The organism is Roseateles sp., assembly GCF_052436255.1.
Classification (GTDB): Bacteria; Pseudomonadota; Gammaproteobacteria; order Burkholderiales; family Burkholderiaceae_C; genus Pelomonas.
The window spans coordinates 1-20,349 of record NZ_JBQVNP010000095.1; the positions used below are offsets into that span (position 1 = coordinate 1).

A 20,349-nucleotide genomic window follows, 5' to 3' on the forward strand; every position below is an offset into this window, starting at 1 on the left:
CCGCTGAGTCGCTCGGCCAGCGGCGGCAGCGCGACATGACGCGCCTCGGCCGACAGCGGCGGCATCAGCTTGGGCTTGAGCTTGGCCAGCAGCACCACGTACAGCACGTACAGGCCGGCCAGCATCAGGCCGGGGAAGAAGGCGCCGGCATAGAGCTGCACCACCGACACGCCGGCGGTGGCGCCGTAGACGATGAGCATGACCGACGGCGGGATCAGGATGCCCAGGCAGCCGCCCGCCGTGATGGCGCCGGCCGACACGCGCACGTCGTAGCCGCCCTTGAGCATCTGCGGCAGGGCCAGCAGGCCCATCAGCGTGACGACAGCGCCGACGATGCCGGTGGCGGTCGCAAAGATGGCGCAGGTGAAGATGGTGGCCACCGCCAGCGAGCCTGGCACGCGGGCCATGGCCAGGTGCAGGCTCTTGAACAGCTTGTCGATCAGGTTGGCCCGCTCGACCAGGTAGCCCATGAAGACGAACAGCGGGATGGAGATGAGCACGTCGTTGCCCATCACCTTGAAGGCGCTCTGCACCATCAGCGCCAGCGTCTTGCCGGTGTCGAAGTCGTAGGCCAGCCAGGTGAACAGCATGCCCATGCCCATCAGCGTGAAGGCCGTCGGGAAGCCCAGCATGATGGCCACGACGACCAGCGCCAGCATGGTCAGGCCCAGGTGGCCGCGCGTGAGCTGCTCGGCATTGAGGAGGGTGAAGGCCGTGCCGGCGATGATGATCGCCATCAGCGCGAAGCCGAACCAGAGTTCCTTGCGTATCTTCACGGCCGGCCCTCTTCGGCGTGGACCATCTGCTTGAGCTTGTCGACGTCGACTTCCTCGACGTCCTGCTCTCGACTGGGCCAGCAGCCCTGCTGCAGGCATTGCAGGCAGCGCACGATCTCGACGAGGCCCTGCAGCAGCAGCAGGCCGCCGGCCAGCGGGATGACCGCCTTGAACGGGTAGAGCGGCAGCGGCGTGGCGCTGAAGGTGGACTCGCGGATGGCCACTGCGTCCTCGAAGAAGGTCCAGCCGGCCCAGGTCAGCGCGACGATCCCCGGCAGGAAGAAGACGATGTAGAGCGTCAGGTCGATGGTGGCCTGCGTGCGCGGCTGGAAGAAGCCGTAGAGCACGTCGCCGCGCACGTGGCCGCTCTTGGCCAGCGTGTAGGCGCCGGCCATCATGAACAGCGTGCCGTAACCCATCAGCTGCGCATCGAGGTTCCAGTCGTGCGGCGCGTTGAGAATGTAGCGGGAGAAGACCTCCCAGCTGATCAGCGCGGTCAGCGCGACGATCAGCCAGGCAAAGGCCTGGCCGATCCAGGTGGACAGATGGTCCACGGCGAGCAGGAGCTTTTTCATGTGATGGCAGGAAAAAGGGGCGCGAGGCCCCTTGGTGTCGCCGCGGTCAGGCCTTCTTGGCCGGTGCGCGGAAGTAGTGGTTCCAGGCCATCTTGTAGTCGACCGTGTAGTCGTTCTGCCAGCCGCCGGCGCGCTGGGCGAAGGCCTTCTGGCTGTCCAGCACCTTCTTGAACAGCGGGTTCTCGGCGGCCTTGGCGGCGATGACCTTGTCCCAGGCGGCGATCTGCGCGCGCAGCACGCTGTCGGGCGTCTTGTAGAACTTCACGCCGGCCTTCTTGAGCTCGCCGTAGTCGGTGCTGTTGCGCTCGATGGCCTTCCAGCTCATGTCGGCGCTGGCCGCCTGCACGGCGTAGTCGATGACCGCCTTCAGCTCGGCCGGAAGCCCGTCGTACTTGGCCTTGTTGAACAGGATCTCGAACTGCTCGCCGCTCTGGTGGAAGCTTTGCAGCATGCAGGTCTTGGCCACGTCGGCAAAGCCCAGTACGCGGTCGGACGACGCGTTGTTGAACTCGGCCGCGTCGATCAGCCCGCGGTCCAGGGCCGGCACGATCTCGCCGCCCGGCAGCGGGTTGACGGCCACGCCCAGCTCCTTGAACACGTCGACGGCCAGACCGACGGTGCGGAACTTCAGCCCCTTGAGGTCTTCCGGCTTGCCGATGGGTTTCTTGAACCAGCCCAGCGGCTGGGTGGGCATGGGGCCGTAGAGGAAGCTGACGACATCGATGTTCAGCGCCGCATAGACCTCGGCCAGCAGCGCCTTGCCGCCCCCGTAGTTATGCCAGGCCAGCACCATGTTCGGATCCATGCCGAAGGCCGGGCCCGAACCCCACAGCGCCAGGGCGTTGTTCTTGCCGTAGTGGTAGGCCACCACGCCGTGGCCGCCGTCCAGCGTGCCCTTGTTGACGGCATCGAGCAGCTGGAAGGCCGGCACGACCGAGCCCGAGGGCAGCACCTCGATCTTCAGGCGGCCGCCGGCCATGTCGTTGACCTTCTTGGCGAAGTCCTGCGCGTACTCATGGAAGATGTCCTTGGCCGGCCAGGTCGACTGAAAGCGCATGCTGACGGTCTGCGCGGTCGAGATCATGGGTGCGGCCAGGGCGCCTGCACCGGCGGTGGTGACCGCGGCCTTCTTGATGAAGCGCCGACGCGCGCTGGGAATCTGGGTCATGGGCTTGTCTCCGATCTGAAGTGTTGACTGCGCCTTGATAAACCGTGCGGCTGGGCGCCCGCCGCCGTGCCCGACTGTCTGGTGCTGCCCTTATCCGACGCAACTGGGTCAAACCCACGGTTGAGGCCCGCTTGACCGCGTTCGTTCGCTCGCGCAGCATCATGTCGATGTCCCTCATGACCGCGCGACCCGCCCATTGGCAAGACCGCAAGCGCTACGGCTGGCTGTTGTCGGGGCTCTTGCCGGGCATGGCCTGGATGAACCTCTGGCAGTACCAGTCCACTGGCAAAGTAATGTTTCTGTGGCTGATGCCCGCCGTGATCTACAGCCTCGTTCCGCTGCTGGATTGGTGGCTGGCCGAAGATCGCGCCAACCCGCCGGCCGAGGCCGTGCCCGCGCTGGAAGCGGACCGCTGGTATCTGGCAGTGCTGCTGCTGTTCATCCCGCTGCAGTTCGGGCTGACGCTGCACGCCGCCTGGATCGCCACGCGCGAGCCGGCCGGGCCCCTTGGCGCGATGGGCCTACTCGGCCTGGTGCTGACCGTGGGTGGCATGAATGGCGTGGCCATCAACACCGCCCACGAGCTGGGCCACAAGCGCGCCCGCTGGGAGCGCTGGCTGTCGCGGCTGGTGCTGGCGCCGGTGGCCTATGGGCATTTCTACGTCGAGCACAACCGCGGCCACCACCGCCGCGTGGCGACCTTCGAGGACCCGGCCAGCGCGCGCCTGGGTGAAGGCTACTGGGCCTTCCTGCCGCGCACGCTGATCGGCGGCCTGCGTTCGGCCTGGGCGCTGGAGGCGGAACGGCTGGCGCGCCGCGGCCTGCCGGCCTGGCATTGGCGTCACGAGTGTCTGCAGGCCTGGACGATGACGCTGACCTTGTATGGCGGCCTGGTGGCCTGGCTGGGCTGGGGGGCGCTGCCCTTCTTGCTCGCGCAGGCCCTCTACGGCGCTTCGCTGCTGGAGGTGGTCAACTACATCGAGCACTACGGCCTGCTGCGTGCCACCGGTGCCGATGGCCGGCCGGTGCGCTGCGCGCCCGAGCATTCGTGGAACAGCAACCACCGCGTGTCCAACCTGTTCCTGTACCACCTGCAGCGCCACAGCGACCACCACGCCCACCCGGCGCGGCGCTACCAGGCCCTGCGGCATTTCGATTCGGCGCCGCAACTGCCCAGCGGCTATGCCGGCCTGCTGCTGCTTGCCTACTGCCCGCCGCTGTGGTTCCGGCTGATGGACCGGCGGGTGCTGGCTCACTACGGCGGTGATCTGTCGCGCGCCAATGTCCAGCCCTCGCGCCGCGCCGTGCTGCAGCGCCGCCTGGACGCCGTTCAAAATCGCTGAACAATGGCGTCAAGGCCGGTGAACCGCCTGCCGGCCTGCAAGGAACACACTGCGAGCCCATGATGCGCCCAGCCAATCGCTACACCCCCGTCGCCATCGCGCTGCACTGGCTGCTGGCGCTGGCCATCGTTGGCGCCCTTGGCGTGGGGCTTTACATGACCAGCCTGCCGTTCTCGCCGACGCGGCTCAAGCTTTACAACTGGCACAAGTGGGCGGGCGTCGCGATCCTGGCGCTGTCGGCGCTGCGGCTGCTGTGGCGCCTGACGCACCGCCCACCGGCCGACCTGCCCATGCCAGCCTGGCAGGCGCGTGTCGCCCACCTGACGCACGGCCTGCTCTACGTGCTCTTCTTCGCCGTGCCCCTGGCCGGCTGGGCCTACAGCTCGGCGGCGGGCTTCCCCATCGTCTGGTTCGGCGTGCTGCCGCTGCCCGACTTCGTGCCCAAGGACAAGGAACTGGCCGCGGTCTTCAAGCTCGTCCACAAGTTCGCCGCCTACGGGCTGGGCCTGCTGGTGGCGGCCCATGTGGGCGGCGCGCTCAAGCACCATCTGATTGACCGTGACCGCCTGCTCGCCCGCATGGGCCTGGGTCGCGCCTGAAGAAAGGATCCCATGAAACACCTGTTTTCCGCCCTGTTGGTCGCCACCAGCGCCCTGGCCACCCAGGCCGCCACGCTGCAGCCCGCCAAGAGCGACGTCAGCTTCACCTTCAAGCAGATGGGCGTGCCGGTCGACGGCACGTTCAAGAAGTTTGAAGCCGCGCTGGACTTCGACGCCAAGAAACCCGAGGCTGGCAAGATCGCCTTCACGGTCGACCTGGGCAGCGTGTCGCTGGGCGACGCCAGCTTTGACGCCGAAATGGCCAAGGCGCCTTGGTTCGACACCAAGCGCAACGGCAAGGCGACCTTCGTCTCCAGCGCCATCAAGCCGACGGGGCCTGGCAAGTACGACGTCGCCGGCAAGCTGAGCATCAAGGGCGCCAGCCGCGACGTCACCGTGCCCATCACCGTGGCCGCAGGTGTTGCCTCGGGCAGCGTCGTCATCAAGCGCCTTGATTTCAAGATCGGCGACGGCGAATGGACCGACACCTCCATGGTCGCCAACGATGTAACCGTCAAGTTCAAGCTGTCTTTCGCCGGCCTGTAACCTCGGCCCTCCTTCCTTCCTAGCCCCCCGGAGTTCCATCGATGAAGAACGCATTGCTGCTCACTGCCCTGCTTGCTGCCGCTGGCGCCGTTCAGGCCCAGAGCGCCACCTACGTGATCGACCCCACCCACACCTTCGTGACCTGGGAGGCCAAGCACTTCGGCACCAGCACCTCGCGGGGCCGCTGGGACAAGAAGGAAGGCTCCATCACCTTCGACAAGGCCGCCAAGACGGGCCGCTTCGAGGTCACGTTGGACATGACGTCCATCTCCACCGGCGTCGGCCCCTTCGACGGTCACCTCAAGAGCAACGACTTCTTCGGGGTCGAGCAGTTCCCGACCGCCAAATTCGCCGGCGACAAGCTCACCTTCAACGGCGACAAGCTCGTCAGCGTCACCGGCAACCTGACGCTGCGCGACAAGACCCATCCGGTCACGCTGACCGCCACCGGCTTCAATTGCTACGACCACCCGCGCCTGAAGCGCGAGGTCTGCGGCGGCGACTTTGAGGCGACCATCCAGCGCAGCCAGTGGGGCATCACCTACGGCGTGCCCGGCATCCCTGACAACGTGCGCCTGCTGATCCAGGCCGAGGCGATCAAGCAATAGAGAGCCTGCCGGCCGCTCGTGAAAGCCCGCCCCGGCGGGCTTTTTGCTGGCCGAGAGAAGGCCGCCGCACGGCGGTCCGTGAACTATGGCCGCATCGCTCCCAGCGGCGCCCCGGCGGGGCGGCCGGCCTGTCGCGCTCCGATGCAGTTCGTCACCCGGGCCGGCCTGCGTGTCGCTCCGGCCCCACGCCGCCCCGGGCGCCTGCTTACAGTGGCCCCAACGACGACACCACGGCCATGACTCCCTCCTTCACACCCAGCCCCCAGCAAAAGCTCTGGATCGCGCGCTGGCAGCGTTTTTCCGGCACGGTGGTGCGCTACTTCCACATCTACGCCGGCTGGCTGGTCGGCATCAGCTGGAAGCGCTTCGTGTTGCTGTCGCTGGCGCTGCTGATCGGCGTCAATGTGCTGAAGAACCTGCCGCCGTTCACCTGGCGCATCAGCGAGCAGGTCGAGGACCACGACCGTGGCGCCGCGGCGCGCCGCCACGCCCGGATGGAGGCGGACGCCAAGAAGGCTGCCGACAAGGCCCGCCGGGCGGCCGAGAAGGCGGCCAAGAAGGATGGCGAGAAGGGCGCCGTCCAGTACGAGGTCAAGATCGACGAGCGCGGGGTGCGCATCCAGCCGGTACGCCCGGCGGCCGCTGGTGCCGGTGCCGGTGCCGCCAGCGCCGTTGACGAGGACGGCGAACCCAAGGCGGCCGATGACACCTCGGCGCCCGCCATCTCCATCGACTTCCCCAGGAGCGCCCGCCCCGAGGACATCCGCGCCGCCATCGACCAGGCCAAGGACCAGCTCAGCCAGCTCAAGCAGGAGGCCGAGGAAGTCACCGAGGCGCAGGTCGCCGCGGCCGAAGCCCAGGCCGCCCTGCGTGAAGCGGCCGAAGAAGCCAGCCAGGCGCAAAGCCGCAAGCGCGTCACCATCATCCATGCCGGGGATTCGCTGATGGACCTGGCCATCCTCTGGGTGCTGGCCTCCGCCGTCATCAAGGCCATGTACAAGGGCCGCATCCAGGCCGAGGTCAAGGCCGCGCAGGCCGCCGAGAACGCCGAGAGCGAGGCGCTCAAGCGCCAGGTCATCGAGGCCCGCATGGCCGCCATGCAGGCTCAGGTCGAGCCGCACTTCCTGTTCAACACGCTGGCGAGCATCGACCATCTGATCGAGACCGACCCGCCGCGCGCCAGCCAGATGCAGAAGAACCTCATCGCGCTGCTGCGGGCCTCCATGCCCACCATGCGCGAAGCCAATGCCAACGGCGGCGTGCGCGATCTGGGCCGCGAGCTGGCCGTCATCCGGCCCTACCTCGAAATCCTGAAGGTGCGCATGGAAGAGCGCCTGCAGACCGAGGTCGACGTGCCCGAGGGACTGCTGTCTGCCGAATTCCCGCCCATGATGATCCAGGGCCTGGTCGAGAACGCGATCAAGCACGGGCTGGAGCCCAAGGCCGAGGGCGGCACGCTCAAGGTCAAGGCCGAGATCGTGCACGGCAAGCTGGCCGTCACGGTGGCCGACACGGGCCTGGGCTTTGGCCGCGCCGCCACCAGCGGCACCGGCGTGGGCCTGGCCAATATCCGCGAGCGCCTGCAGCTGCTGCACGGCAGCAAGGCCAGCGTCACCGTCACCGAGAACCAACCCACCGGCACGGTCGTCACGATCACCGTGCCCTATCGCAGCCGCAACGACGAAGGAGCCACGGCATGAAAACCCTGTTCAAGATCCTCTTCATCGGCACCGCGCTGATGGTCCTGCTGGCAATGCTGGGCGGCTTCGCGCTGTGGAACCACCACGGCCCCGACATGCACATCGTGCTGGACGACGGCGAGTTCTTCTTCGGCGGCAGCGACTTCGGCGACTGGCTGGGTGCTGCCATCGGCCTCTTGGTCGCCGGCGTCATCTGCGTCATCGTTCTGCCGCTGGTGCTGCTGCTCGGCCTGGCGCTGCCGCTGCTCATCGTCGGCGGCGTGATCGCCCTGGTCGTGGCCAGCCTGCTCGGCGTCGGGGCGGTGCTCGGCTCGCCGCTGATCCTGCTCGGCCTGCTGGCCTTCATCGTGTTGCGCAACCGCAGCCGTGCCAACGCGGCCAAATCGGTGTCAGTCTGATCTAGCATCCACGGCCATGACTACATCCCCTGTGAGAGCCGTCCTGGCGGACGACGAAAGACTGATGCGCGAACAGCTGCGCAGCCGCCTCACCGAGGTCTGGCCTGAACTGGACATCGTGGCCGAGGCCAAGAACGGCCTCGAGGCCGTCGAGCTGACCCGGCAGCACAAGCCCGACCTGGTCTTCCTCGACATCCGCATGCCGGGCCTGACGGGCGTCGACGCCGCCCGCCAGATCGCGCAACTGCCGGAGGACGACGACTGGCTGGTGCCCGAAATCGTCTTCATCACCGCCTACGACCAGTACGCCGTGGAAGCCTTCGAGCAGGGCGTGGCTGACTATGTGCTCAAGCCCGCCGAGCGCGAACGTCTGCAGCTGACGGTGGCGCGCATCAAGAAGCGCCTGGCCCAGCGCGAAGGCAGCGAGTCGGTCGAGACCTCGTCAGCGCCGCTGCAGCAGCTGCTGCACAAGCTGTCCGCCCAGGTCAGCGGCGGCGGCGCCAAGCCGAGCTATCTGCAGTGGATCCAGGCGACGGTCGGCCAGGCCATCCAGATGATCCCGGTCGAGGACGTGCTCTTCTTCATCAGCGACGAGAAATACACGCGCGTGCAGACCGCCAAGGTCGAGGCGCTGATCCGCAAGCCCATCAAGGAGCTGGTGGACGAGCTGGATCCGCAGGTCTTCTGGCAGATCCACCGCTCCACGCTGGTGAACGCCCGCGCCATCGACGGCATCACCCGCGACTTCCGCGGCCGTCAGCTGGTGGGTGTGCGTGGGCTCACCGAGAAGCTCGAGGTCAGCCGCAGCTATACGCACCTGTTCAAGGGGATGTGAGCTTTTGATCGTGGGCGCAGCAGGCCGGGCAGGCCTGATGCTTCGTGTCCCCCGGCCGCTTCGCGACCTCCTCCTTTACCTTCGCATCAAGCCTACCCGGCCTCCTGCTGGCGTCACCTCGGTTCTCGCGGCGGAAGACCACTGGTAGAAAAGCCGGGATGTGGCTGGGCGCAATTGCGCAGGCCCACCCGACACCGTCGCCCGCGCCTAGCAGGCGCTGCTCGGCAGGCGGCAGCAGAACATCGAGGTGAAACATTGAATACCTTGTTCCGGAACGGTCGTACCTGACCAAGGAACTTCGCCCTTACTTCTCCACGAACGCCCGCTCGATGACGTAGTCGCCCGGCGTCGTCGTGCTGCCTTCCTTGAAGCCGCGGATCTCCAGCATCTCCTGCATGTCCTTGAGCAGCGCCGGGCTGCCGCACAGCATGATGCGGTCGTCCTCGGGGTTGAGCGGCGGCAGGCCCAGGTCGGCCTGCAGCTTGCCGGTCTGGATCAGGTCGGTGATGCGGCCCATGTTCTTGTAGGGCTCGCGTGTCACCGTCGGGTAGTACAGCAGCTGCTCGCTCGCGAACTCGCCGAGGAACTCGTGCTGGTGCAGGTCGACCGTGAGATGGTCGTGGTAGGCCAGCTCGTTCACGTGGCGCACGCCGTGGACGATGACGACCTTCTCGAAGCGCTCGTACGTCACCGGGTCGCGCACGATGCTGATGAAGGGCGCCAGGCCGGTGCCGCTGCCCAGCAGGTACAGCGTCTTGCCCGGCAGCAGATAGTCGATCAGCAGCGTGCCCGTGGGCTTGCGGCCGACGACGATCTTGTCGCCCGGCTTGATGTGCTGCAGTTTTGACGTCAGCGGACCGTCCGGCACCTTGATGCTGAGGAACTCCAGCTGCTCCTCATAGTTGGCGCTGACGATGCTGTAGGCGCGCAGCAGCGGCTTGCCGTTCTCGCCCTTGAGGCCGATCATCGTGAAGTGGCCATTGGAAAAACGCAGGGCCTGGTCACGCGTCGTCGTGAAGCTGAACAGGCGGTCGGTCCAGTGGTGGACGGTCAGGACGGTCTCTTCGTGGAATGCACTCATGGGGCTGATCGTGGCGGGGTTAACCCCGGGATTTTCGCCGGGAAGTGAGCTTCCACCGTCGCCAAAGGGTCAAGGCGTCGTTTCGATGCCCAGAAGCCTCGCGCCGGCGCCTTGCTGGCTGACCGAATCCTGCGGGTTGTAGAGCGCGCAGGCCTTCAGCGACAGGCAGCCGCAGCCGATGCAGCTCGTCAACTGGTTGCGCAGCTTCTGCAATGCGGCAATGCGTGCGTCCAGCAGCGGCGCCCAGGCCGCCGAAAGCCGGGTCCAGTCCGCCTTGGTCGGCGTGCGGCTGTCCGGCAGCGTGGCCAGCGCGGCCTTGATCTGCGGCAGCGTCAGCCCCACGGCCTGGGCCGCGCGGATGAACGCGACGCGGCGCAGCGCATGGCGCGGGTACTGCCGGTGCCCGCCGGCACTGCGGCTGCCGGCAAGCAGCCCTTGGGCTTCGTAGAAGCGCAGGGCGCTCGTCGCGATGCCCGCGCGCCGGGCGAGCTGGCCGATGGTCAACGGAGCGCTTGACTTCAAGTCCACTTCAACTTCGAGCATGGCGCCATATTCCCACAGACGAGGCCGTCCATGCTGATGAAAACCGCCGCTCCGGCGCCCGCGACGATTGCGCAACTGCACCACCTGCTCGACGCCGGCCAGGCGCTGTCGGCCACCTACCGCGGCCAACTGAGCAACCACCTGCCCATGGCCCAGCAGGCGCTGCTGGAGCTGGGCGCCTCGGCCGCGCGGCTGCAGGCCTTCACTGAAGCCGGCGAGACGCTGCTGGAGCCGCGCACCGCGGCCCGGCCGGCACGCATCGTGGTCGACCGTGACCTCGGCCGCGCAGACAGTGACGCCGCCTGGCGTGCGTACTTCGAGGCCCGCATTGCCGAGCTGGGTTCCGCCGGTGCCCTGGCAGAGGCCCTGCCGATGCTGCTGCCCGGCGCCGGCGCCATTGCCTTCCACGGCCTGATCCGCACCGGCCACGCCGTGCTGGCCGGCCACGAGGGTGAGCTGGCCGCCGGCCTGGCGCACTGGGCGTCGCACTTCATGCCACTGCCGACGACCGACGGCCCGCTGCTTGAGATGACCGACTGGCTGAGCGCGCTGACGGCGTTGCCGCGGCCGGTCTTGCCGGCGGGCAGCCTGATCACCGGTCGCATGCGGGTCTGGGGTGATTCGCCCGGCTTTGCGGCCCTGGCGGGTCGGCTGCGCCACGGGCCGGACACGCTACGCGATCTCGCGCTACTGGCCGCGCGCACCTACGCGTCCACCGGCAACTTCACCGTGCTGCACCTGCTGACGGCAAGCCACGCCATGACCGTGCTGGAGCCCTGGTGGCCATTGGCTGAACTGGCGCGCGGCTTCAGCGTCGCCGCCGCAGCCGGCCTGCTGGCCAGTGGCGCCGAGCCCGCGCTGATGCTGGACCGCCCGCCGAGCCGCCCCTGGCCGGCGCTGATCTCGGCCGCCTGCGAGCAGCCCGATGCCCACGTCATCAAGCTCACCCACGCGGCCTGGCGACTTGGCCGGCGCTGGCCCGACCCGGCCTGGCGCCGCGCCGTCGAACGCGCCATTCCATTTTGATGGAGGAATGTTTCCAGTAAACTGGACAGATGGACATCACTGAACGCATCGGCCGCCGCCTGCATGGGCTGCGCTCGGCCGCCGGCCTGTCGCTGGACGCGCTGGCCCACAAGAGCGGCGTCAGCCGCTCCAACATCTCGCTGATCGAGCGCGGCCAGAGCAGCCCGACGGCGGTGGTGCTGGACAAGCTGTCGTCGGCGCTCGGCGTCAGCGTCGCCTCGATGTTCGAGGCCGGCGCTCCACCGGCCGCACGGTCGCCGCTGGTGCGCGTGGCCGACCAGCCCGTCTGGGACGACCCCGCCTCCGGCTACCGCCGCCGCAATGTCTCGCCGGCGGGCGTGTCGCCGCTGCAGTTGGTGGACGTCGTCTTCCCTGCCGGCCAGCGCGTCGCCTTCGAGACCTCGCAGCGCGATGCCGACATCCACCAGCTCGTCTGGATGATCGACGGCGTCATGGAGATCGGCCATGGCGGGGACGTTTGGAGCCTCAACCCCGGCGACTGTCTGGCCATGCGGCTTGACGCACCCATCCGCTTCCACAACCCCGGTCCCAAGCCGGCGCGCTACCTCGTGGCGTTGACCGGCGCCGAGGCATGACGCCGAGCATTGCCGCCCTCGACCCGGAGCACGCCGACGCGCGTGTGCTGCTGGATGAACTTTCCGCCGCGTTGCAGGCCATCACCGGCGACAGCGGCCGCAGTGGTTTCGCGGCCGACGACGTTCGCGGGCCACGCAGCCGCTTCGTCGTGGCGCGGGACGGCGACGGTCGCGCGATTGGCTGCGGTGCGCTGCGGCCGCTGCAGGGCGGCGTGGCCGAACTCAAACGCATGTATGCCCGTCCCGGCGGCCGAGGCACGGGCGCTGCGCTGCTGGCCCACCTGGAGGCGACCGCGCGCGAGCTGGGTTATCGCGCGGTGTGGCTGGAGACACGCGCCGTGAACGGCCGCGCCGTGGCTTTCTATGAGCGCCATGGCTACCGTCGCATCGACAACTTCGGCCGCTACGCGGGCAATGCGGCGGCCGTGTGTTTAGGCAAGGAACTGGAAATGACCGTGAGCACCATCAGAGAACTTGACGGCGCCGAGGCGCTGGCCCGTGTGCCCGAGTTGGCCGAAGTGCTGCGCGACTGCGTCGAGGGCGGCGCATCGGTGGGCTTCATGCTGCCGCTGGCCGAGGGCCGCCCCGAAGCCTTCTGGCGCAAGGTCGCTGCTTGCGTAGTGGCTGGCGAGCGCCATCTCTTTGTCGCCGAAGACGCGGCCGGGCGCATCTGCGGCACGTTGTCCTTGGTCGTCGACATGCCCGACAACCAGCCGCACCGCGCCGATGTGAGCAAGATGCTCGTGCACCGCCGCATGCGACGACACGGCGTTGCAGAGCGATTGCTGAAGGCGTTGGAAGTGAAGGCGCGCGAGCTGGGCAAGACGACGCTGGTGCTGGACACCGTCACCGGCAGCGATGCGTCCCGCGTCTACGAGCGGCTGGGTTGGCGGAGGGCGGGCGACATTCCGAACTACGCGTTGATGCCCGAGGGCGTGCCGTGTTCGACGAGCTACTACTTCAAGCCGCTCTGAAGCCGATCCCTCGCCGCTCTCGCACCTCGGGCTTGGTCCGATGCTCCGCCTCCAGCTGAGCCAGGAACTCATCCGGCGCGAAGGCCTCGCCAAGGATCTCGACTTGATTTCGTACGGCCGCGAAGTCGCCATGCGTCAGGCAGTCCATCGCGACCAGGCGTGAGCGCTGCTCAGCGGTCGGCGCCTCGCCCGCCTCGCGCTCGAACATCGCCAGCCGCTGCTCGGGCTTCAGCGCCTTGAACCTGATCTTGAAGGCAAAGCGCCGCAGCGCCGCTTCGTCCAGGTCGTCGAAGAGATTTGTCGTGCAGATGAAGAGGCCGTTGAAGCGCTCCATGCCGGCCAGCATCTCGTTGACTTCGCTGACCTCGTAGTTGCGCTCCGCACGCTTGCGGCTGCGCAGGAAGCTGTCGGCCTCGTCCAGCAGCAGCACGGCGCCTTCGGCCTGTGCAAGCTCGAACATCCGCGCCATGTTCTGCTCGGTCTCGCCGACGAATTTGCTGGAGATGTCGCTGGCGCGCTTGACCATCAGCGGCCGGCCCAAGCGCTGGGCGATGTGCTCCGCCAACGCGGTCTTGCCGCTGCCGGGCGGGCCGTAGAAGCACAGCTGGCCCGCACCCTTGCGGCGCAGCGCCTCGACGATGCGCGGGATCTCGAAGCGGCTTTCGCAATTCAGAAGGTCCAGCGCATAGGTCGTCACGCAGGGCCGGGCGTGGCTGACGTCGTCGCGGCCGAGGGCCTTGTCGGCATTGGCCAGTTGGCGCTCGATGAGCTTCTCGGCCTCATCCGCCGAACCGGCCAACTGAGCGAAGCGCACGGCAGTGCGGATCTGCGCCGGCGTCAGGCCCGGCCGCTCGGCGAGCTTGCCGACGAAGTCTTCGCTGACCGTGACCTCGCCGAGTGACTTCGCGACCAGGCCCCGGCGTGCGCCGGGTGGCGGCGACTTCAGCTCCAGGTGGTACTGGAAGCGGCGGCGGAAGGCCGGGTCGATCTGTTCGATGCGGTTGGTCACCCAGATCACCGGCACCGGGTTGGTCTCCAGGATCTGGTTCACCCAGGCCTTGCCGCTGACCGAGTTGCCGGCACCGCCTTCTCCGCTGGCATCCAGCCGGCTCAGCAGCGAGGCCGTGTCGCTGGACAGCGGCGGGAAGACATCCTCCACCTCGTCGAACAGCAGGGCCACGTTGGCGCTGGCCTTCAGGAAGACCTGACTGATCTGCAGCGAGCGATAGCGGTCGCGGCCAGACAGTGAATTGCCGTCGCGGTCGGCGTATTCAACCTCGTACAGGTCCAGCCCCGCGGCCGCGGCGGCCACCTTGGCCAGCTCGGTCTTGCCGGTGCCCGGCGGTCCGTAGAGCAGCACGTTGACGCCGGTGGCGTGCGTGGCCACGGCGCGCGTCAGCAGGCCTTGCAGCAGCGCCAGGTCTTCGCTGACGAACTGAAAATCGCTGGCGCCCAGAGCGCTCAGCGTCGCCGGCCGCGTGAACACGGCCATCAGGTCGTGCGGGCCCTGGTATTCGCGCATCAACACGGGCGGCAACTGGTCGCTGACCTTCATCAGGTCGGCCAGATCGGTGATGTTGTGCTCGGAGATCAGGTTCTCGACCATGCCGATGCGCTCGAGCCGCGAGCCTGCGCGCAGGGCCTCGGCGACCTCGCGCTCGTCGACGCCGGCCACCGCGGCGATGGCAGCGAAGGCCTCCAGCGCCGTGTTGACCTTGAACTCGACCAGCGCCCCGCGCAACTCGCGCTGGTAGCGGGCGAGCGTCCCGTACAGCAGGATGGCGCGCTCGGCCGGGTTGAGTTGCAGCAGTGTGCCTAAGGCGGCGATGTTCTTCTCGACCAGCGTCGACTCGCGCTTGAGCTGGTGGTCCAGGTGCTCGCAGGTCGTGGCCAGCAAGGCCATCATGTCCTTGGGCGCGTCCTTGACGTATTCGTCGAGATAGAAGAACAGCGTGGCCTCGGAGAACGGGCCGCTCCACTGGCCGTAGCGGTCCAGAAAGACCTCGTCGCTCAGCGATTCATGCCCGCGCCACAGCTCGTTGCCCGCGCAGCGCTGGCCGAGGTAGCCGCGCAGCCGCTGCAGCACACGCATCGGCCAGACAAGGTGGCGGCCGGTGAAGGAGAGCAGGCCGTTGAAATCGCGCCGCAGGTTGAAGCGGCCGGCGTGCCTGACGGTCAGCGTCAGCACGAACTGCGAGCACATGCGGTCCAGCACCGGGGCGCTGTCCAGGCCGGGCGAAGGCAGCACTCGGGCCGAAGCCCGGGAGGCTGTCTCTACGGCGGCTCGCTTCACCATTCAATGGGCTCCTGTCGCGACCGGCAGCGGTCGGCGTGGACCCATCTTGTATCAGGCTTGGGCGCAGATCAATGGAAGACGGCCTTGCCAAGTGTTCAGTGCATCACGACCGGTTGCTGGCCCATCAGGGCGTAGCGCTCGATGAACGCGTCAAGCTCGTCCTCGGACGGCTCACCTTCATCGATAAGGGCCTGCACACCCTGCTGGAAGGATTCAGCCAGGGCGCCTTCGATGAAGATTTCCTTGCGGGCAAACTTGTCAACGATCTCGAAGCCGCCGCGATTGAGCTGCGGGCCCGACTCGACAGCCTGGAGTGCGGTGGTCGGTACGTCGAACTGGACGACGATGAAGCTGTCGGAGTTGTAGAGCATGTGCATGGAGTTCTCCTCATGGCTTCAACTGCGGGTGGCGGCGCGGGATTCAAGCCCCGGTTGGTTTAGATACTGGCAGAACGCCCCGCAGTTCGGGTCATCCCCCGCGCTGACAACGTGTAGGAAGCGTCAGGAGTTCACGTCGGACAAGCTGATCTCGAAACCGCGCGTTTCCGGGTCTCCCTGGCGCAAGCGAACCGGCCAATAGCCGCGCGCCGGGTCCAGCCACAGCTCGACGCCGGGGTCATGTGGCCCGAGTGGCTGGCGGCGCAGATGCAGGGTGCCTGGGTCCTCGGGTGCGCCGTCAACTGCCTCGAAAGTCCATTCGCGCAGCTCGCCGCGCAGGCCGGCCACCCAGATGCGCCAACGCCCGCCCGGTGCGGGCGAGGCCTGGACCAGCGCTGCGAGTTGCAGCCACCACGACAGGCGGTCCTGCGTGCCTTCGGGGAGATCCAGCCGGGCCGGGCTGGCTGAGAAGCTGACGCGTCGGCCTTCGGCGTCGAAGTTGACGGCCTGGCGGTCCCGGCCGCCGTGCTGAAGTGCAAAGCGCTGCGGCGCGAGGCCGGCGCTGCCGGTTTGGCCGAGGCTTTCCAGCGCGGGCAAGGCGCGCTCGCCGATGCGGCGTGTCAGCCGCAGGCTGTAGCGGCCGTCCGGCTGCGGCTGCCAGTCCAGCAGCGCCGCGCCGTCCTGGCCGCCCTGGCGGAGGCGGTAGTGCCAGGTCGCGGGGCCGGCCAGGCGCATCAATGGCGCGTCAGGTTTGGCCTCGGGCGCCTCCACGGCCGCCGGGCGCGCTTTCTTGTGGGGCCGAGGGGATCGGGCCGCCAGGGCGGGCAAGGCGGCCGGCGCAGGCTCGGGCAGGGCCATGGGCGTGGTCGGCGGTTGCAGCAGCGTGATGTTGACGGTGCGTGCCGGCGCAACCGGGGCCTCGCGCACACGCGCCTTGCTCAGCAGCGCGCCATGCGCGAGCAGGCTGGCCGCCAGCGCAAGCAGGGCGGCGCGGGATCGTGCTCGCGAGGACAGCAGGGCAGCGCGCATCGCACAATGCTGCCATCTCTGCGAACCCCCATCCATGAAATTCGCCAGCTACGCCGACGGCTCGCGCGACGGCCATCTCGTCGTCGTGTCGCGCGACCTGACCCAGGCCCACTACGCCACCGGCATCGCCACGCGCCTGCAGCAGGTGCTCGACGACTGGGGCTTCATCGCCCCGCAGCTCGAGGACCTGGCCGTGCAACTCAACCACGGCAAGCTGCGCCATGCCTTCGCCTTCGAGCCTGACAAGTGCCTGGCGCCGCTGCCGCGGGCCTATGGTTGGGCGGTTGTCGATGCAGACGGCGGCGTCCGCCGCGAGGCTGCCAGCTTCTCGGCACCGGGCCAGCCGCTGCGGGCGCCTGCCCACGGTGAGCCGGCGCTCGCGGCCATCACCGGCGACCTGGCCGCCGCCAGCGATGCCGCCGCAGCGCTGGATGCGCTGCGGCTGTTGACTTTTGCCCTGGACTGGCGCATCGACGGCGACCTGATCGCCACGCACTGCGCGCCCGTGGCCGTCACGCCCGATGAACTCGGCAGCGCCTGGTCGGGCGGCCGCCTGCAGGCCCGCCTCCACCTGCTGCACAACGGCGGCAAGCTTGAGCCGCGCGAGGTGACGGCCGCAGCCGGCGACGCCCTGGCCCGCCTCGCACGGCTGCGCGTGCTGCGTGCCGGCCAGGTGGTGGGCGCGGCCCTCGGGGCGCTGGACCCGGCGCTCGCGCCCGGTGACAGCCTGCATCTGGACCTCAAGACCGCCGAGGGCACCAGCCTGTTCGGCGCCATCGACATCGACCTGGCACCTGCCGCATGACTGCCCTGCCCATCATCATCGACACGGATCCTGGCCAGGACGACGCCATTGCACTGCTTCTTGCCGCCGCCAGCCCCGAGTTGGAACTGCTGGGCGTGACGACGGTGGCCGGCAATGTGCCGTTGCGGCTGACGACGCTGAACGCCCGCAAGGTCATGGAGCTGGCCGGCCGCGTCGACGTGCCCCTCTGCGCGGGTGCCGACCGGCCGCTGGATGTGCCGCTGGTCACCGCCGAGCATGTGCATGGCGACACCGGCCTGAACGGTGTTGACCTGCCCGAGCCGACGCTGGCCCTGGACCCGCGCCACGCGGTTGACTTCATCATCCAGACCCTGCGCGAGCGCGAGGCCGGCACGGTGACGCTGTGCCCGCTGGGCCCGCTGACCAACATCGCGCTGGCCCTGCGCCAGGCGCCCGACATCGCGACGCGCATCCGCCGCATCGTGCTGATGGGCGGCGGCTTCTTCGAGGGCGGCAATGTCACGCCGTCGGCCGAGTTCAACATCTACGTCGACCCGCAGGCCGCGCACGAGGTCTTCAGCAGTGGCGTGCCCATCACGATGGCGCCGCTGGACGTCACCCACGAGGTGCTGACCACGGCGGCCCGCATCGAAGCCATCCGGCGCCTGGGCAACCGCGCCGGCAGCGTCGTCGCCGCCTGGATGGAGTTCTTCGAGCGCTTCGACGAAGAGAAATACGGTCAGGACGGCGGCCCGCTGCACGATCCCTGCGTCATCGCCTGGCTGCTGCAGCCCGAACTGTTCACGGGCCGCGACTGCAATGTGCGCGTCGAAACCCGCAGCGATCTCACACGCGGCATGACGGTCATCGACTGGTGGGGTGTGACCGGCCTGCCCGCCAATGCCCAGGTACTGCGTCATGTCGACGCCGACGCATTCTTCCGACTGCTGACCGAGCGTCTGGCCGGGCTCGATTGAGGCTTCATTCCCGATGACATGGGCGCCGTCGGAGACGGGCGAGGGCGACGCCATGGTCTACCGTGCCATGGTGGCAAGATGGACTCTCCTTGAACGGAGTCCGCCATGCAACGCCGCCTCGTCATCGCCGCTGCCCCCGCCCTGTTGTGGCTGCGCCCGGCCCGGGCGCTCAACCTGACCGAGGGTGACGCCAACGCCGGCATCCGCGCGGCCCTGGAACGCGGCGCCAATGCGGCCGTGGCCTTGCTCGGCCGGCGCGACGGCTTCTTGGGCAACCCGCTCGTCAGGATCGAGCTGCCGGGCTACCTGAAGGACGCCGCCAAGCTGCTCAAGGCCACCGGCCAGGGCGCCCGGCTGGACGAACTCGTCACGGCGATGAACCGCGCCGCCGAGGCCGCCGTGCCGGCGGCCAAGCCGCTGCTGGTCAAGGCGGTCAGGGACATGAGCGTCGAGGACGGGTTGAGGCTGCTCAGGGGTGGGGACGACTCGGTGACGAACTTCTTCGCCGACAAGACGCGCGAGCCGCTGCACGCGCAGTTCCTGCCCATCGTCACCCAGGCCACCGAGCGCGTCGCCCTGGCCGACAAGTACAACGCCGTGGCGAAGAAGGCGGCGGGCTTCGGACTCGTGCGCGGTGACGACGCCAACATCCAGCAATACGTGACCGGCATGGCGCTGGACGGGCTGTTTCGCATCATTGGCGAGGAAGAAAGGAAGATCAGGCGCGACCCGGTTGGTCCCGGCAGCGCCATCCTGAAAAAGGTCTTCGGTGCGCGCTGAGCGCTAACTTGTGAGACCGTGCGCCGCGTGCCACTGTGCCAGCGACAGATCGGGGTAGGCGTCGAAGCGCGGGTCTTTGGGCTGGCCTTCAACAGCCACCCATGGCGCCTTGGAACCCAGCATGCAATGCACGTTGTCCGGCGGCACCGGCAGCGCGGTGTCGATGGCACTGGCGTGGGGATGCACCAGCTCGGGCCAGGTCGGGTCCCACAGCCACAGCGCGCTGCCGCAGCGCTTGCAGAAGTAGCGCCGCCCGCTGCTGGTGTGTGTGCCCTTGCCGTCCTGGCCGGGCAATTGCGCGCGGTAGATGCGCAGATGGCGCTTGCCCTTGACCTTCATCGTGTGGGTCAGCGCGCCGAGGTTGATGGCGTAGCCCCCGCCGCCGGCCGTCTTGCGGCAGATGGAGCAGTAGCAGCGCATGAAAGGCGCTGGCGAGTCGGCCTCGACCGAGAACCTCACACTGCCGCAATGGCATGAACCTTCAAGCTGCATGGCTGCGCTCCGCATGCTGACGACGACGCGCCAATGATGGCCATGGCCGATGCGGCGGGGCCATCCCACGAGCGCCCTGGGCCTTTGAGCGCGGCTGAACGACAATCCCGGCCCTTGCCCGTTCGCGTCTCTGGCGCTTTGCGATGAATTCCGATCTTCCCGATCCCGTGACCCCGTCCGCCAACGCCGCGCCAGCTGCAGAGCCGGCGGCTCCCGCTGCGACCGAAGCGCTCGCCGATGCGCCTGTAGACGCGCCCGTCGCTCCCGCTACGCCAGAAGCCTCCGCGGCGGCCCCGGCCGATGAGGTCGCAGTGCCCGCGTCCGCGGCCGGCCCCGCGCCCGCCGTTGACGCCGCGGCCGAGCTCAAGGCCCTGTTCCCTGCGCTGTTCACCGGCAAACCCAAGCCAGTCAAGCTGCGCGTGCAGGCCGACATCCAGGAGCGCGCGCCGGGCAAGTTCAGCAAGGCGCAGCTCGGCGCCTTCCTGCGCCGCCACACTGGCAGCACGGGCTATCTGATCGCGCTGACGCAGGCCAAGACGCGCTTCGACCTCGACGGCAACCCCGCCGGCGAGATCAGCGAAGAGCACCTGACTGCCGCCAAGGAAGAGTTGGCGCGCCGCAAGGGCGTGCAGCAGGAGCGCCAGCAGGCCGAGCAGGAGCGCCACCAACTGGAGTTCCAGCAGCGCCGCAACCGTGCGCAGTTGCTGTGGGACTTCGAGCGCACCACGCTGACCGAGGCCAACTTCTGCGTGCTCAAGGGCGTCGTGCCCGAGGAGCTGCCGGGCCTGCTGGAGATCGCACGCAAGGAACGCGCCGAGGCGCCGCCGGCCCCGCTCCAGGAGGCTCGCCGCGACGGTATGCGCC

At 68.4% G+C, this 20,349-nt stretch carries 23 protein-coding genes and 1 pseudogene; 15 read left to right on the plus strand and 9 right to left on the minus strand.

The window, feature by feature from the left end; translation table 11 throughout:
- From ACT6S0_RS18715 to ACT6S0_RS18725, 3 genes are all read right to left on the minus strand, one after another.
- A partial coding sequence (locus ACT6S0_RS18715; protein WP_444765302.1) for a TRAP transporter large permease subunit occupies positions 1 to 776 on the minus strand: 776 nt, incomplete at its 3' end.
- Positions 773 to 1,351 (minus strand): TRAP transporter small permease subunit, encoded by a 579-nt coding sequence (locus ACT6S0_RS18720; protein ID WP_444765303.1) that lies wholly within the window; start codon positions 1,349 to 1,351, stop codon positions 773 to 775. The genes ACT6S0_RS18720 and ACT6S0_RS18715, both read right to left, overlap by 4 nt.
- Positions 1,352 to 1,397: 46 nt before the next feature.
- Positions 1,398 to 2,519 (minus strand): TRAP transporter substrate-binding protein, encoded by a 1,122-nt coding sequence (locus ACT6S0_RS18725; protein ID WP_444765304.1) that lies wholly within the window; start codon positions 2,517 to 2,519, stop codon positions 1,398 to 1,400.
- Positions 2,520 to 2,686: 167 nt separating this feature from the next.
- Here ACT6S0_RS18725 and ACT6S0_RS18730 point away from each other — a divergent pair, with 167 nt between their 5' ends.
- The 7 genes from ACT6S0_RS18730 to ACT6S0_RS18760 all read left to right on the plus strand — a co-directional run bounded on the left by ACT6S0_RS18730 (position 2,687) and on the right by ACT6S0_RS18760 (position 8,548).
- The gene (locus ACT6S0_RS18730) at positions 2,687 to 3,862 is read left to right on the plus strand and encodes an alkane 1-monooxygenase (protein ID WP_444765305.1); all 1,176 of its coding nucleotides are present in this window, start codon (positions 2,687 to 2,689) and stop codon (positions 3,860 to 3,862) included.
- 59 nt (positions 3,863 to 3,921) lie between these two features.
- The gene (locus ACT6S0_RS18735; RefSeq protein WP_444765306.1) at positions 3,922 to 4,461 is read left to right on the plus strand and encodes a cytochrome b; all 540 of its coding nucleotides are present in this window, start codon (positions 3,922 to 3,924) and stop codon (positions 4,459 to 4,461) included.
- A 12-nt stretch (positions 4,462 to 4,473) separates the two neighbouring features.
- Positions 4,474 to 5,007 carry a YceI family protein gene (locus ACT6S0_RS18740; RefSeq protein ID WP_444765307.1) on the plus strand — a complete coding sequence of 178 codons (534 nt, stop codon included), beginning with the start codon at positions 4,474 to 4,476 and terminating at the stop codon, positions 5,005 to 5,007.
- 41 nt (positions 5,008 to 5,048) lie between these two features.
- Entirely contained in the window at positions 5,049 to 5,615 is a 567-nt protein-coding gene (locus ACT6S0_RS18745; protein ID WP_444765308.1) for a YceI family protein, read from the plus strand.
- 236 nt (positions 5,616 to 5,851) lie between these two features.
- On the plus strand, positions 5,852 to 7,315 hold the full coding sequence (locus tag ACT6S0_RS18750) for a sensor histidine kinase (RefSeq protein WP_444765309.1): 1,464 nt from the start codon (positions 5,852 to 5,854) through the stop codon (positions 7,313 to 7,315).
- Positions 7,312 to 7,713 carry a hypothetical protein gene (locus ACT6S0_RS18755; RefSeq protein WP_444765310.1) on the plus strand — a complete coding sequence of 134 codons (402 nt, stop codon included), beginning with the start codon at positions 7,312 to 7,314 and terminating at the stop codon, positions 7,711 to 7,713. The genes ACT6S0_RS18750 and ACT6S0_RS18755 overlap by 4 nt, the downstream gene beginning before the upstream one ends.
- 16 nt (positions 7,714 to 7,729) lie before the next feature.
- Complete coding sequence (locus tag ACT6S0_RS18760) at positions 7,730 to 8,548, plus strand: LytR/AlgR family response regulator transcription factor (RefSeq protein WP_444765311.1); 819 nt, start codon at positions 7,730 to 7,732, stop codon at positions 8,546 to 8,548.
- Between the two features lie 304 nt (positions 8,549 to 8,852).
- Here the strand turns inward: ACT6S0_RS18760 and ACT6S0_RS18765 are convergent, their stop codons facing one another.
- Positions 8,853 to 9,629 (minus strand): ferredoxin--NADP reductase, encoded by a 777-nt coding sequence (locus tag ACT6S0_RS18765; RefSeq protein ID WP_444765312.1) that lies wholly within the window; start codon positions 9,627 to 9,629, stop codon positions 8,853 to 8,855.
- 69 nt (positions 9,630 to 9,698) lie between these two features.
- Positions 9,699 to 10,172, minus strand: coding sequence for a redox-sensitive transcriptional activator SoxR (gene soxR, locus ACT6S0_RS18770; protein WP_444765313.1), 474 nt, complete (start codon positions 10,170 to 10,172; stop codon positions 9,699 to 9,701).
- Between the two features lie 30 nt (positions 10,173 to 10,202).
- Here soxR and ACT6S0_RS18775 point away from each other — a divergent pair, with 30 nt between their 5' ends.
- From ACT6S0_RS18775 to ACT6S0_RS18790, 4 genes and pseudogenes are all read left to right on the plus strand, one after another.
- On the plus strand, positions 10,203 to 11,198 hold the full coding sequence (locus ACT6S0_RS18775) for a questin oxidase family protein (RefSeq protein ID WP_444765314.1): 996 nt from the start codon (positions 10,203 to 10,205) through the stop codon (positions 11,196 to 11,198).
- A 29-nt stretch (positions 11,199 to 11,227) separates the two neighbouring features.
- A complete protein-coding gene (locus ACT6S0_RS18780) occupies positions 11,228 to 11,794 on the plus strand; it encodes a helix-turn-helix domain-containing protein (RefSeq protein ID WP_444765315.1) in 567 nt (188 codons plus the stop codon).
- Positions 11,791 to 12,165: pseudogene (locus ACT6S0_RS18785) on the plus strand (GNAT family N-acetyltransferase); the annotation flags it as partial. The gene ACT6S0_RS18780 and the pseudogene ACT6S0_RS18785, both read left to right, overlap by 4 nt.
- A gap of 78 nt (positions 12,166 to 12,243) precedes the next feature.
- The gene (locus ACT6S0_RS18790) at positions 12,244 to 12,768 is read left to right on the plus strand and encodes a GNAT family N-acetyltransferase (protein WP_444765324.1); all 525 of its coding nucleotides are present in this window, start codon (positions 12,244 to 12,246) and stop codon (positions 12,766 to 12,768) included.
- On the opposite strand, the gene ACT6S0_RS18795 is transcribed toward ACT6S0_RS18790, so the two are convergent.
- The 3 genes from ACT6S0_RS18795 to ACT6S0_RS18805 all read right to left on the minus strand — a co-directional run bounded on the left by ACT6S0_RS18795 (position 12,755) and on the right by ACT6S0_RS18805 (position 16,470).
- Positions 12,755 to 15,064 (minus strand): ATP-binding protein, encoded by a 2,310-nt coding sequence (locus tag ACT6S0_RS18795; RefSeq protein WP_444765316.1) that lies wholly within the window; start codon positions 15,062 to 15,064, stop codon positions 12,755 to 12,757. The two genes, ACT6S0_RS18790 and ACT6S0_RS18795, sit on opposite strands and share 14 nt — an antisense overlap.
- Before the next feature lie 95 nt (positions 15,065 to 15,159).
- Positions 15,160 to 15,441 carry a BTH_I0359 family protein gene (locus ACT6S0_RS18800; protein ID WP_444765317.1) on the minus strand — a complete coding sequence of 94 codons (282 nt, stop codon included), beginning with the start codon at positions 15,439 to 15,441 and terminating at the stop codon, positions 15,160 to 15,162.
- 123 nt (positions 15,442 to 15,564) lie between these two features.
- Entirely contained in the window at positions 15,565 to 16,470 is a 906-nt protein-coding gene (locus ACT6S0_RS18805) for a hypothetical protein (protein ID WP_444765318.1), read from the minus strand.
- 34 nt (positions 16,471 to 16,504) lie between these two features.
- Here ACT6S0_RS18805 and ACT6S0_RS18810 point away from each other — a divergent pair, with 34 nt between their 5' ends.
- The 3 genes from ACT6S0_RS18810 (at position 16,505) to ACT6S0_RS18820 (ending at position 18,993) form a co-directional block, all read left to right on the plus strand.
- A complete protein-coding gene (locus ACT6S0_RS18810) occupies positions 16,505 to 17,275 on the plus strand; it encodes a fumarylacetoacetate hydrolase family protein (RefSeq protein ID WP_444765319.1) in 771 nt (256 codons plus the stop codon).
- Positions 17,272 to 18,213: a nucleoside hydrolase gene (locus tag ACT6S0_RS18815; protein ID WP_444765320.1), complete on the plus strand. Its 942-nt coding sequence runs from the start codon at positions 17,272 to 17,274 to the stop codon at positions 18,211 to 18,213. Before ACT6S0_RS18810 ends, ACT6S0_RS18815 begins: the two co-directional genes overlap by 4 nt.
- A 105-nt stretch (positions 18,214 to 18,318) precedes the next feature.
- Positions 18,319 to 18,993: a DUF4197 domain-containing protein gene (locus tag ACT6S0_RS18820; RefSeq protein WP_444765321.1), complete on the plus strand. Its 675-nt coding sequence runs from the start codon at positions 18,319 to 18,321 to the stop codon at positions 18,991 to 18,993.
- 3 nt (positions 18,994 to 18,996) lie between these two features.
- Here the strand turns inward: ACT6S0_RS18820 and ACT6S0_RS18825 are convergent, their stop codons facing one another.
- Positions 18,997 to 19,485 (minus strand): GFA family protein, encoded by a 489-nt coding sequence (locus ACT6S0_RS18825; RefSeq protein WP_444765322.1) that lies wholly within the window; start codon positions 19,483 to 19,485, stop codon positions 18,997 to 18,999.
- A 311-nt stretch (positions 19,486 to 19,796) separates the two neighbouring features.
- On the opposite strand from ACT6S0_RS18825, the gene ACT6S0_RS18830 reads away from it, so the two are divergent.
- Positions 19,797 to 20,349: ProQ/FINO family protein (locus ACT6S0_RS18830; protein ID WP_444765323.1), on the plus strand; the 553-nt coding region annotated here is incomplete at its 3' end.

Coding starts and splice junctions, on each gene's coding strand:
- ACT6S0_RS18760 (WP_444765311.1), top strand. CDS start 7,730: ATGACTACATCCCCTGTGAGAGCCGTCCTGGCGGACGACGAAAGACTG.
- ACT6S0_RS18730 (WP_444765305.1), top strand. CDS start 2,687: ATGTCCCTCATGACCGCGCGACCCGCCCATTGGCAAGACCGCAAGCGC.
- ACT6S0_RS18815 (WP_444765320.1), top strand. CDS start 17,272: ATGACTGCCCTGCCCATCATCATCGACACGGATCCTGGCCAGGACGAC.
- ACT6S0_RS18795 (WP_444765316.1), bottom strand. CDS start 15,064: ATGGTGAAGCGAGCCGCCGTAGAGACAGCCTCCCGGGCTTCGGCCCGA.
- ACT6S0_RS18745 (WP_444765308.1), top strand. CDS start 5,049: ATGAAGAACGCATTGCTGCTCACTGCCCTGCTTGCTGCCGCTGGCGCC.
- ACT6S0_RS18775 (WP_444765314.1), top strand. CDS start 10,203: ATGCTGATGAAAACCGCCGCTCCGGCGCCCGCGACGATTGCGCAACTG.
- ACT6S0_RS18750 (WP_444765309.1), top strand. CDS start 5,852: ATGACTCCCTCCTTCACACCCAGCCCCCAGCAAAAGCTCTGGATCGCG.
- ACT6S0_RS18800 (WP_444765317.1), bottom strand. CDS start 15,441: ATGCACATGCTCTACAACTCCGACAGCTTCATCGTCGTCCAGTTCGAC.
- ACT6S0_RS18720 (WP_444765303.1), bottom strand. CDS start 1,351: ATGAAAAAGCTCCTGCTCGCCGTGGACCATCTGTCCACCTGGATCGGC.
- ACT6S0_RS18820 (WP_444765321.1), top strand. CDS start 18,319: ATGCAACGCCGCCTCGTCATCGCCGCTGCCCCCGCCCTGTTGTGGCTG.
- soxR (WP_444765313.1), bottom strand. CDS start 10,172: ATGCTCGAAGTTGAAGTGGACTTGAAGTCAAGCGCTCCGTTGACCATC.
- ACT6S0_RS18740 (WP_444765307.1), top strand. CDS start 4,474: ATGAAACACCTGTTTTCCGCCCTGTTGGTCGCCACCAGCGCCCTGGCC.
- ACT6S0_RS18805 (WP_444765318.1), bottom strand. CDS start 16,470: ATGCGCGCTGCCCTGCTGTCCTCGCGAGCACGATCCCGCGCCGCCCTG.
- ACT6S0_RS18810 (WP_444765319.1), top strand. CDS start 16,505: ATGAAATTCGCCAGCTACGCCGACGGCTCGCGCGACGGCCATCTCGTC.
- ACT6S0_RS18765 (WP_444765312.1), bottom strand. CDS start 9,629: ATGAGTGCATTCCACGAAGAGACCGTCCTGACCGTCCACCACTGGACC.
- ACT6S0_RS18725 (WP_444765304.1), bottom strand. CDS start 2,519: ATGACCCAGATTCCCAGCGCGCGTCGGCGCTTCATCAAGAAGGCCGCG.
- ACT6S0_RS18790 (WP_444765324.1), top strand. CDS start 12,244: ATGACCGTGAGCACCATCAGAGAACTTGACGGCGCCGAGGCGCTGGCC.
- ACT6S0_RS18735 (WP_444765306.1), top strand. CDS start 3,922: ATGATGCGCCCAGCCAATCGCTACACCCCCGTCGCCATCGCGCTGCAC.
- ACT6S0_RS18755 (WP_444765310.1), top strand. CDS start 7,312: ATGAAAACCCTGTTCAAGATCCTCTTCATCGGCACCGCGCTGATGGTC.
- ACT6S0_RS18780 (WP_444765315.1), top strand. CDS start 11,228: ATGGACATCACTGAACGCATCGGCCGCCGCCTGCATGGGCTGCGCTCG.
- ACT6S0_RS18825 (WP_444765322.1), bottom strand. CDS start 19,485: ATGCAGCTTGAAGGTTCATGCCATTGCGGCAGTGTGAGGTTCTCGGTC.